The following is a 9,990-nucleotide window of genomic DNA, read 5'->3' on the forward strand; positions in this document are numbered from 1 at the left end:
GCACTGGGTGCGCCGTTTGTCGGCCGATGATGACGAGATCAGTTGAAGGTGGCGGCCGGCTTGCGCTGGCGCAGCATGATGAGGCGGGAGAGCAGCGGGAAGTAGGATTCCAGCTTGCGCAGCAGCACCCTGCTGCTGGCGGGATTGGCGAGATCCGACTCCTCCAGCACTATGCCGTTGGAGACGAAATAGAAGCGGGGGGCGCGCACATCCGGCCCGCAGATGGCCAGCTCCCTGTCCTCCTTGCGGATCAGCAGCGGCAACACCGGCAGCCCTATGGTGTCATCTTCCCCGCCCAAAAAGCCGGCATCCTGCCAGGGAGTATTGCCATCGATCAGCAGGATCGCCGCCTCCGCCTTGGCTGGCTGCCACTCGGCAAGCGGCGTGATGCCGATGTTGGCAAAGTGGTCGCCATACTCTCTGGATGAACGCAAAATGGCCAGTAAACCTTCACTGGCGCCGGATACGTGCTGACTGACTACTGACAAGTTCATGATTCATGTCCCTATGCTCATGACAAACTGGGTTGATTGCAGGCATAAGACTAGCGCAGATCCGGCCTATATTGGAGCCGTCATATCTGGCAGTGGCAATCGAATGGCTGAATCGGGATAACAGTTGCCATCGGTGGAAATACTGGTATCATACCGCGTCCTTTTATCCCCGTTCTTTAACATCCAGTGGTGAACCTATGCATCCGATGCTGAATATCGCCGTGCGCGCTGCGCGCAACGCCGGTCAAGTTGTAGTAAAAGCCTTCTCCCAGCCCGAGAACATTGAGGCTATCCAGAAAGGCAGCAATGACTTCGTGACCAACGTTGACCGTGAAGCCGAAGCGGCCATCATTCATACCATCAAAAAATCTTACCCGGAGCACAGCATCGTAGCTGAAGAGTCTGGTGAGACTGCCGGTACCAATCCGGATTACCAATGGATCATTGACCCACTGGATGGCACGACCAACCTTGTCAAAGGCATTCCGCACTTCGCCGTTTCCATCGCCCTGCGCGTGAAAGGCAAGACCGAACAAGCCGTTATTTACGACCCGATCCGCGACGAACTGTTCACTGCTACCCGTGGTAGCGGCGCCCAGCTGAACGGCTACCGCATCCGCGTCGGCAAGGCCCGCGAACTGGCTGGTACCGTGCTGGCCACCGGCTTCCCGTTCAAACAGAAGCACCATATCGAGCCGTACCTGAAGATGTTCCAGAGCATGTTCATCGAGTGTGCCGACATCCGTCGCTCCGGCTCCGCCGCCCTGGATCTGGCCTACGTGGCCGCCGGCCGTGTCGACGGTTTCTGGGAAATCGGCCTGAAACCCTGGGATACCGCCGCCGGCGAACTGCTGGCCAAGGAAGCGGGCGCCATCGTGACCGACTTCGTGGGTGGTCACAACTACGAAACCTCCGGCAACATAGTCGTTGCCAACCCGCGCGTGCTCAAAGAGATGCTCGGCAAGATCCGTGAAGAGCTGCCGGAGTCTCTGGCCAAATAAGCCAGCCCGTACTCGACATAACAAAAAACCGGCGCAAGCCGGTTTTTTGTTATCTGCCGCTCGTGGTTATGTATCGCTCTGGTTTACTCCTGCAAGGCATTCGTGGCTTTGCGCCCTTGCAATCCAGCCCTCGACCAAACCATCTATCGCCATAACCATTTCCCTTCCCTTCACGCTGACGCACACAGACGCTGATTGCCATCTCCCCCCTCGATATGGAGATTGGCAGGCAATAAAAAACCCGGCCTAAGCCGGGTTGATATCAGCAAGACAGGCGCCTCTTCGCGCACCTGAATTGCGCTCGGGATCAGGCAAGATGAAAGCGCCCGATAGTCTGCTTGAGGCCGGCGGCCAGCTGGCTCAGCTCCAGACAGGCGCGCGCGGTATGATCGGCGCCGAAGGCAACCTCGTTGGCCGACTCGTTGATCCGCTCCACGTTGCGCCCCAGCTCGTCGGAGACCGCATCCTGTTCACCACAGGCACTGGCGATCTGGATCGCCATGTCGGCGATCTGGGCAACTGCTTCCTCAATTTGCTGAATACCAGCCCCTGTCTGTTCGCTCTGGGTCACACACTCGCGGATCATGTCGCAGCTAAGTCCAGTCACCTCTTTGGCCTTGTTGGCACGGGCCTGCAGGGTCTCGATGATGGCCACGATCTCGCCGGTAGAGGCCTGGGTACGGCCCGCCAGAGTACGCACCTCATCGGCCACCACCGCAAAACCGCGTCCCTGCTCACCGGCACGGGCGGCCTCGATGGCGGCGTTGAGGGCCAGCAGGTTGGTCTGATCGGCAATACCGCGGATCACGTCCACCACCACATTGATTTGGGCAGACTCGCGCTCGAGCTCGGTCACCAGCACGCCGGCCTGCTCGATCTCTTCCGCTACACGGGTGATCGCCACCAGAGAGTTACGTACCTCCCGGTTGCCACTGCGTGCCAGCGCATTGGCCGAGCTGGCGGATTCCGAGGCGATCTCGGTGTTGCCCGCCACGTCGGCGACTGTGGCCTTCATCTGGGTCATGGCCGTCGCCACCAGAGAGATCTCCTGCTGCTGGCTCTGGATCCCCTTGGCCGACTGCTCGGAGACGGCGCTCACCTCCTCGATGGCGGTGCCCAACTGGGTCACGGCGGCCACCACCTCTTCAATCAGGCCACGCAGGTTGTCCTGCATCTTGAGGGAAGCATTGGCCAGTGCCCCCAATTCATCGCGCCCCAGGTTACGGCGATCCAGACGGTGAGTCAGATCCCCGCTGGCAATGGCGTTGGCCTGGGCCACTACGGCCTGCAGCGGCAGGCAGATCTGGCGGGTCAGGAACCAGGTCATCGCCATCATGAACAGCAACAGGCTGCCGATGCTGACCATGGCCAGGGTGTTGAGCATGCTGACGCTGCCGAGCAGGCTGCCACGGTTCTCCTTGACAAAGTCGAGGTTGACCCCGACCAGCTCGTTGACCGCCTGCTCTAGGGCGCCGAAAGTCGCGTTGGAGGCAAACAGCTGGGCCTCGGCTTCGGTATGCCGGCCTGTGGCCAGCAGCTGATCGAACTCGCTCACCGAGCGGCGATAGCTCAACCAGTGCTGCTTGGCCCGGTTGAATACCTGACGCTCATGGGCCGCTCCGACCGTGGCCTCATAGGTCTGGAAGCTGGTCTCTACCTTCTGGATATTATTCTGGATCCGGCCACGACGGGCCTGCAGATCGGCGCTGTCATCCACCATCAGCAGGGCAAATTGGGCCCGGCGCACATAGGAGACGTCATAGAGCAGGTTTTCCACCGACAGCACGCTCGGCAGGGTCGAGTCGGTAAAGTTCAGCACCCGATCACGCACGCTGCGCAGCTCGCTGGAGAGAAACAGACCGAACAGCACGTTGACGGCGGCGATGATCGCAAAGACCACGGCAATCTTCTTGCCGATGGAGAGATTCTTGTAAAACATGGTGGCAGTGGGTCCTCGACTGCTGACTGGGTGTGGAGTGTGGCGATCACATCCCTGTGAGCTGATACCCGGGCCATCCTGACGGGGAGATGCACAAAACGCGGGAAGAGGGCATTTGGCAAAGTCGCGCACTCTAGCACAAGGCGACAATGCCTTCATTTTTATTAAAAAAATTTAAATGGTGTTAATTCCTCCAGCGCCAAGGCCTCAGGCGGGTGCCCTACGCCAGTGCCCAACTGCATGCTATTTAGCTATGGGGGCAATCGCCTGCCTCGGGTAGACAAGGCGTCGGCGCAGGGATGTAATGAGCCTTCTCTCTTTCTCATAAGGTCACCCGATGGACGATATGTCAGCCCTGCCCGCTTCCTCCTGGTCCCAACAACTGCGCGCCCAGATGCAATCCCGCCCCCGAACGGCCATAGGTCTCTTCATCGCGCTGGCAGCCGTATTGTTGTTGCTGTTGCAGAGCCTCGTCATGCTGGCGACGGAGGAAATCAGCAGCGGCATGCGCTATGGCCTCATCGGCGGGGCGGCCGGCTTTGCTGCCACCGCCCTCGGTGCCCTGCCCGCCCTCTTTCTGCGCGCCGTGCCGCAGCGGGTGGAGGATTCCATGCTCGGCTTTGCCGCCGGCATGATGCTGGCGGCCAGCGCTTTCTCCCTGCTGCTGCCGGGGCTCGATGCCGCCAGCGACATCACGGGCAACGGCTTTGCCGCCGCTGCCGTGGTAGTGGCGGGGATGACCCTCGGGGTACTGCTGATGCTGGGATTGGATCAGTTCACCCCGCACGAACACGACAAGACTGGCCCCTGCGGCCCGGGCCATGAGCAGTGCTCCCGGGTCTGGCTGTTTGTCTTTGCCATCGCCCTGCACAACCTGCCGGAGGGGATGGCCATCGGGGTCAGCTTCTCCCAGGGGGACATGTCGGTGGGGCTGCCGCTCACCACCGCCATCGCCCTGCAGGACATTCCGGAAGGATTGGCGGTGGCGCTTGCCATGTGCGCCGCCGGTTTTCGCCCGCCACTGGCCGTGCTGGTCGCCATCGGCAGCGGCCTGCTCGAACCCCTCGGCGCCCTGCTCGGGGTGGGGCTCTCCAGCGGCCTGGCCATCGCCTATCCCATCGGTCTGGGCCTGGCGGCCGGCGCCATGCTGTTTGTGGTCTCCCATGAAGTGATCCCCGAGACTCATCGCAACGGCCATCAAACTCACGCTACCCTCGGCCTGATGGCGGGTTTTGCCCTGATGATGACGCTGGACACCGCCCTCGGTTAAGCGATCACCATCCCTTCCCTCGTGACTTGTGGCGCCTCGCGTTGGGGCGCCAGGGTTCCTCCTTGGCATTTCTCTTCTGGCGCTCGGCGCCGTCTTCATCTTTTGTTATGATCTACAGCAACTTAAATACAGCCTGACGGCTATCAAGACGAGGTCAGTGATGAAAGTAGGTATTATCGGCGCCATGGAACAAGAAGTGGCCCTGCTGCGCAGCCAGCTGAGCAACGCCACCACCCTGCAACTGGGTGGCTGCGAGTTCTATCAGGGGATGCTGGCCGGCAAAGAGGTGATCCTGACCCGCTCCGGCATCGGCAAGGTCGCCGCCAGCGTGGCCACCAGCCTGCTGCTGGAAAAATTTGCCCCCGATTGCGTGATCAATACCGGCTCTGCGGGCGGTTTTGCCCAGGATCTGCATATCGGTGACGTGGTGATCGCCAGCGAAATGCGCTTCCATGACGTGGACGTGACCGCTTTCGGCTACGAGATGGGCCAGATGGCACAGCAACCCGCCGCCTTCCCCTGCGACGAAAAGCTGATCACTGTGGCACGTGAGTGCATCGCCGAGCAGGGCAAGCACCAGACCAAGGTTGGCCTCATCTGCACTGGTGATCAGTTCATGTGCAAGCCACAGGCCATCGCCAAGGCACGCGCCGACTTCCCGCAAATGCTGGCGGTCGAGATGGAAGGGGCTGCCATCGGCCAGGTATGCCACATGTTCAAGGTGCCCTATCTGGTGGTGCGCGCCATGTCTGACATCGCGGGCAAGGAGCAGGTGGAATCCTTCGACGCCTTTATCGAGGTGGCTGGCAAGCACTCGGCCGAAGTGATCATCAAGATGCTCGGCAAGCTGTGATCCCAATCGCATCGCTCGAACCGATGGCCGCCGATCTGCTTTCCACGACGGCGGCCATCATGTTGGGGGCCGCCTTGCTGGAGGCCCTCATTCCCCGCCCCGCCCACATTCGGCTCTCGGCCCTCACCCCGCTGCTCACCCGCCTTGGCCACAAGGTACACAGGGCGGACGGCTCGCCCAGACAACAGTTGCAGGCCGGTGTGCTGGCGATGCTGGTGGTCTGGCTGCCCTGCGCAGCTGGCCTCTGGTCGGTGCGCAATCTGGCCCTGAGCGAACCTCTGTTCGATCTGCTGTTTCTGCTGCTGATGATTGAATCCCGTCCGCTGCGGGAGCTGGCGAGTGCTACCCGGGCCCTTGCCTGCCAGGAGACGCTGCCACTGGCACGACTGCAGGCCGTGCCCTGGCTCAAGCGCGAGACCGGCAAACTCTCGGTCATGGGGATTGCCAAGGCTGTGAGCGAGAGCTGTGCCCTGCGCCTGGTGGGACAATGGGCCGGCCCCCTGCTGGGCTATGCGCTGGCCGGTGTGCAGGGGGCCCTGCTCTGGCGACTGACCCAGCTGATGAGCCTGAGCTGGAGCATGAAGGATCCCGCATTCAGCCACTTTGGCCGCGCGGCGAGCGCCTTCTATCAGGCGCTCAATGCCCCGACTGTGCTGCTGCTTGGCTTGCCCCTGCTACTGACCCGTCTCAAGCGTGCGGGCTGGCTGCTACGCAGCGGTGTGCTCTGGCCCTATCCTGCCATAGGCATCCTGCTGGTACTGCTGGCGGACAAGTTTCAGACCCGGCTGGGGGGGCCACGCTACTACCAGGGCACCCTGCAACGCTGGCCCGTGCTGGGGCTCGGGCAGGATCCCGGCGCCGACATGGCCACGCGGGGGCTCAATGTCTTGCAAGGAACAGGCTGGGGATGGCTGCTGGTCGCCCTGGCGCTGACTCTGGTGGAACGCTGGCATGGTTAAACACACAGGTAAATGGATGGGGTTGCTGGCAGGTTTGCCATTCATGGCGATGGCAGCGATCCCGGAGCGGGTGGTGAGCGTGGTCCCCCACCTCACCGAGCTGCTCTATGAGATAGGAGCCGGCGACAAGCTGGTGGCGGTCGATGATGCCTCCGACTATCCCCCCGAGGTGACAGACAAGCCCAAGGTGGCGAATTACCGCAGCATCAATGTGGAAGCGCTGCTGGCCCAGAAACCGGATCTCATCCTCGCCTGGCGATCCGCCCAGTCGCGCATGCTGGCACCGCTGGAAAAGCTCGGCATTCCGGTGTTCTACTCCGAGCCCACCGATTTTGATTCACTGGCTGGCGAGATGCGGGCCCTTGGCAAGATGCTGGGGGTTGAGCAACGCGCCAACGAGGCGGCCGATCGCTATCTGGCCAGACTGGCGGCCCTCAGGCAGCGCTACGGCCAGCCGACCGGCGTCAAGGTGTTCTACCAGCTCTGGTACCCGCCGCTAACCAGTGCCAGTGGCCAAGCCTGGCCCGCCCAGGCCATCGAGCTGTGTGGCGGCATCAATGTGATGGCCCATGCCAAGACCCCGTACCCCCAAGTCAGCCAGGAGCAGGTGATCAAGGCCAACCCCGAGCTCATTCTAGCGGGAAGTGGCGATCCGGGCGCTCTGGCGCACTGGCAACAGTGGACCATGATAGACGCAGTCAAGCAGGGACGATTGACCCTCATCAACTCGGATGAGCTGCACCGCTTCACCCCGAGAGCCCTCAATGCCGTGGAGCAGATCTGCTCCGCCATCTGGCAGAACCGGACTACACCCGTTACGTCGCCTTAAGTCGTCATTACAATTAACTTTGAGAGTGATGACCTAAGTTCGCGTGTTAAAAGCGTTTTTGCGAATGGATCACACTCTTTGCATAAAAAGCTGGTACTTTATTTGCTAGCATATGATTCATCTACTGTTTTTCTGACGAGATGCCCGCAATGTTCAATGATAAAACGCTACTCATCACGGGTGGCACCGGCTCGTTTGGCAAGAAACTGGTCAAGACAGTACTGGAGCGTTACAAACCCAAACGCCTCATTATCTATTCCCGTGACGAGCTGAAACAGTTCGAGATGCAGCAGGTCTTCGATGCTCCCTGCATGCGTTATTTCATTGGCGATGTGCGGGATGCCAACCGCTTGACCATGGCGATGCGCGGGGTGGATTACGTAGTCCATGCCGCCGCCCTCAAGCAGGTTCCAGCGGCTGAATACAACCCCATGGAATGCATCAAGACCAATATTCACGGGGCCGAAAACGTCATCCAGGCCGCCTTGATCAATCAGGTGAAGAAGGTCATCGCGCTTTCCACCGACAAGGCCGCCAACCCGATCAACCTCTACGGAGCCACCAAGCTGGCCTCCGACAAGTTGTTCGTCGCTGCCAACAATATCGCGGGCCAGGATCCGACCCGTTTCTCTGTGGTGCGTTACGGCAATGTGGTCGGCTCCCGTGGTTCGGTCGTCCCCTTTTTCCAAAAGCAGATCGATCAGGGGGCAGACTCCCTGCCCATCACTCACGAGGAGATGACCCGCTTCTGGATCACCTTGCAGCAGGGAGTGGATTTTGTGCTGCGCAACTTCGAGCGGATGAAGGGGGGGGAAATTTTTGTTCCCAAGCTCCCTTCCGTTCGCATCACGGATCTCGCCCTTTCCATGGCACCCGAGCTGCCACACAAGATTGTCGGCATCCGCCCGGGCGAAAAAATGCACGAAGTGATGTGCCCGGCTGACGACTCCTATCACACCTTTGAGTTCGACGACTTCTTCATCATCGGACCGACCATCAACTTCAACAACCGTAACAACGACTTCTCGAAGACCGCCGCCGGCGAGAAGGGAAAGATGGTCGACTCGGGGTTTGAGTACAACTCTCGCAACAACCCAATCTTTCTGACTATAGAAGAGCTCAAGCAACTCAATCAGCAAGTGGTGATGGAATGATCCCGTACGGCAGACAATCGATCAGTGAAGCGGACATCGACGCCGTGGTCGAGGTCCTGAGATCCGACTTTCTGACTCAGGGGCCGGTCGTTCCCCGTTTCGAACAGGCGGTCGCCGATTACTGCAGCGCCCGCTTCGGGGTTGCGGTCAACTCCGGCACCGCCGCCCTGCACATTGCCTGCCTGGCGCTGGGAGTGGGCCCAGGTGACTGGGTCTGGACCTCTCCCATCAGCTTCGTGGCCTCCGCCAACTGCGCCCTCTATTGTGGCGCCCGAGTCGATTTTGTCGATATCGAACCCGATACCGGCAATATGTGCGCCGTGGAGCTGGAGCGAAAACTGATGGCAGCCAAAGCCGAAGGACGGCTGCCCAAGGTAGTGATCCCGGTACACTTCGCGGGACTGCCTTGCGACATGAAAGAGATCCACCGCCTGGGGCAAGAGTATGGTTTTCGCATCATCGAAGATGCCTGTCACGCTCTTGGAGCTCGCTATCACGGCGAGCCCACCGGCAACGGCCGCTACAGCGACATTACGGTCTTCAGCTTTCACCCGGTGAAGATCATCACCACGGGGGAAGGTGGCATGGCCATGACCAATGACCCCACTCTGGCCAAGACCATGCGCCTGCTGCGCAGCCACGGCATCACCCGCGAACCGGAAGACTTTATCAACGAGTCGGACGGCCCCTGGTACTACGAGCAGCAAATGCTCGGCTTCAACTACCGTATGACCGATATCCAGGCCGCTCTGGGGTTAAGCCAGATGCAGAATCTGGAGGATTGGATTCAAAAGCGCGGCAAGCTGGCCCGCCGCTACTTCGAAGCATTGGCGCCGGAGCTACTCCCTCGCTATTTCAGTGAAGAAAGGCGCAGTGCCTTTCATCTTTATGTACACCGCGTAGCCCCCGTGCAGCGCTTCCGTATCTTTGAGCAACTGCGGGCCCAAGGCATCGGTGCTAACGTGCACTATATGCCGATCTACAAGCAGCCTTGGTATCAAAAATGGGCCCAGAAGCCCCTCCTCCATGCTGAACAGTTCTACTCTGGCGCCATCACGCTGCCGCTGTTTCCTAGTCTGATGTCTGAACACATAAAGTACATCATTAAAATAATACTTGGATAATAATCATATCCATTTACCACGTCGAATCTCTGTAATCTCTTTTTCGACGTTGTTAACCGTATATCGTTCAAGATGGCGTTGTTTCCCAAATCAGCCAGAAAGTCATGACTTCACCAGCCCTAGGTGACCGCTACACTCGGGGCTGTCTGACAGGTAGTTCCAGGGTATTCAGCTTGTTTATGGCGCTTACATACGCCATGACTTCTCCCACTTGGCCGTTGTAGTTGCGCAGACTGATTTTCCCCGCCAGCAACTGCTTGAAGCGATACATCGCCGTCTCTGCCAGCGAGCGACGGTGATACCCCGATATCTTCTTCCAGTGCGCCAGCCCTTCCTTGCGCATCACCAGCACTGCGTCATTTCTTGG

Annotated in this window: 9 protein-coding genes and 1 pseudogene; 7 read left to right on the forward strand and 3 right to left on the reverse strand. The window is 59.9% G+C overall.

Going from position 1 to position 9,990, the window contains the following annotated elements:
• Positions 1-38 precede the first annotated feature (38 nt).
• The gene (locus BN1123_RS18235; RefSeq protein ID WP_042028822.1) at positions 39-494 is read right to left on the reverse strand and encodes a hypothetical protein; all 456 of its coding nucleotides are present in this window, start codon (positions 492-494) and stop codon (positions 39-41) included.
• A 197-nt stretch (positions 495-691) separates the two neighbouring features.
• On the opposite strand from BN1123_RS18235, the gene suhB reads away from it, so the two are divergent.
• Positions 692-1,495 (forward strand): inositol-1-monophosphatase, encoded by an 804-nt coding sequence (gene suhB / locus BN1123_RS18240; protein WP_026458137.1) that lies wholly within the window; start codon positions 692-694, stop codon positions 1,493-1,495.
• A gap of 307 nt (positions 1,496-1,802) precedes the next feature.
• Here suhB and BN1123_RS18245 read toward each other — a convergent pair whose 3' ends face one another.
• A complete protein-coding gene (locus tag BN1123_RS18245; RefSeq protein WP_042028823.1) occupies positions 1,803-3,434 on the reverse strand; it encodes a methyl-accepting chemotaxis protein in 1,632 nt (543 codons plus the stop codon).
• 337 nt (positions 3,435-3,771) lie between these two features.
• Here BN1123_RS18245 and BN1123_RS18250 point away from each other — a divergent pair, with 337 nt between their 5' ends.
• The 6 genes from BN1123_RS18250 (at position 3,772) to pseC (ending at position 9,623) form a co-directional block, all read left to right on the forward strand.
• The gene (locus BN1123_RS18250) at positions 3,772-4,704 is read left to right on the forward strand and encodes a ZIP family metal transporter (RefSeq protein ID WP_042028824.1); all 933 of its coding nucleotides are present in this window, start codon (positions 3,772-3,774) and stop codon (positions 4,702-4,704) included.
• Between the two features lie 160 nt (positions 4,705-4,864).
• Positions 4,865-5,557 carry a 5'-methylthioadenosine/S-adenosylhomocysteine nucleosidase gene (gene mtnN, locus BN1123_RS18255; RefSeq protein WP_042028825.1) on the forward strand — a complete coding sequence of 231 codons (693 nt, stop codon included), beginning with the start codon at positions 4,865-4,867 and terminating at the stop codon, positions 5,555-5,557.
• Positions 5,554-6,516, forward strand: a complete 963-nt coding sequence (locus BN1123_RS18260) for a cobalamin biosynthesis protein CobD/CbiB (RefSeq protein ID WP_042028826.1) — start codon at positions 5,554-5,556, stop codon at positions 6,514-6,516. The genes mtnN and BN1123_RS18260 overlap by 4 nt, the downstream gene beginning before the upstream one ends.
• On the forward strand, positions 6,509-7,345 hold the full coding sequence (locus BN1123_RS18265) for a cobalamin-binding protein (RefSeq protein ID WP_042028827.1): 837 nt from the start codon (positions 6,509-6,511) through the stop codon (positions 7,343-7,345). The genes BN1123_RS18260 and BN1123_RS18265 overlap by 8 nt, the downstream gene beginning before the upstream one ends.
• A 149-nt stretch (positions 7,346-7,494) precedes the next feature.
• Positions 7,495-8,499, forward strand: a complete 1,005-nt coding sequence (gene pseB, locus BN1123_RS18270) for a UDP-N-acetylglucosamine 4,6-dehydratase (inverting) (RefSeq protein ID WP_042028829.1) — start codon at positions 7,495-7,497, stop codon at positions 8,497-8,499.
• Positions 8,496-9,623 (forward strand): UDP-4-amino-4,6-dideoxy-N-acetyl-beta-L-altrosamine transaminase, encoded by a 1,128-nt coding sequence (gene pseC / locus BN1123_RS18275; protein WP_042028831.1) that lies wholly within the window; start codon positions 8,496-8,498, stop codon positions 9,621-9,623. The genes pseB and pseC overlap by 4 nt, the downstream gene beginning before the upstream one ends.
• Positions 9,624-9,753: 130 nt before the next feature.
• Here the strand turns inward: pseC and BN1123_RS18280 are convergent.
• Positions 9,754-9,990: pseudogene (locus tag BN1123_RS18280) on the reverse strand (IS5/IS1182 family transposase); the annotation flags it as partial.

It is taken from the genome of Aeromonas enteropelogenes (assembly GCF_000819845.1).
GTDB classification, from domain to species: Bacteria; Pseudomonadota; Gammaproteobacteria; order Enterobacterales; family Aeromonadaceae; genus Aeromonas; species Aeromonas enteropelogenes.

What these genes read in the sequence shown, in the direction of transcription:
- BN1123_RS18235 (WP_042028822.1), bottom strand. Translation starts at nt 494, where the DNA reads ATGAACTTGTCAGTAGTCAGTCAGCACGTATCCGGCGCCAGTGAAGGT.
- suhB (WP_026458137.1), top strand. Translation starts at nt 692, where the DNA reads ATGCATCCGATGCTGAATATCGCCGTGCGCGCTGCGCGCAACGCCGGT.
- BN1123_RS18245 (WP_042028823.1), bottom strand. Translation starts at nt 3,434, where the DNA reads ATGTTTTACAAGAATCTCTCCATCGGCAAGAAGATTGCCGTGGTCTTT.
- BN1123_RS18250 (WP_042028824.1), top strand. Translation starts at nt 3,772, where the DNA reads ATGGACGATATGTCAGCCCTGCCCGCTTCCTCCTGGTCCCAACAACTG.
- mtnN (WP_042028825.1), top strand. Translation starts at nt 4,865, where the DNA reads ATGAAAGTAGGTATTATCGGCGCCATGGAACAAGAAGTGGCCCTGCTG.
- BN1123_RS18265 (WP_042028827.1), top strand. Translation starts at nt 6,509, where the DNA reads ATGGTTAAACACACAGGTAAATGGATGGGGTTGCTGGCAGGTTTGCCA.
- pseB (WP_042028829.1), top strand. Translation starts at nt 7,495, where the DNA reads ATGTTCAATGATAAAACGCTACTCATCACGGGTGGCACCGGCTCGTTT.
- pseC (WP_042028831.1), top strand. Translation starts at nt 8,496, where the DNA reads ATGATCCCGTACGGCAGACAATCGATCAGTGAAGCGGACATCGACGCC.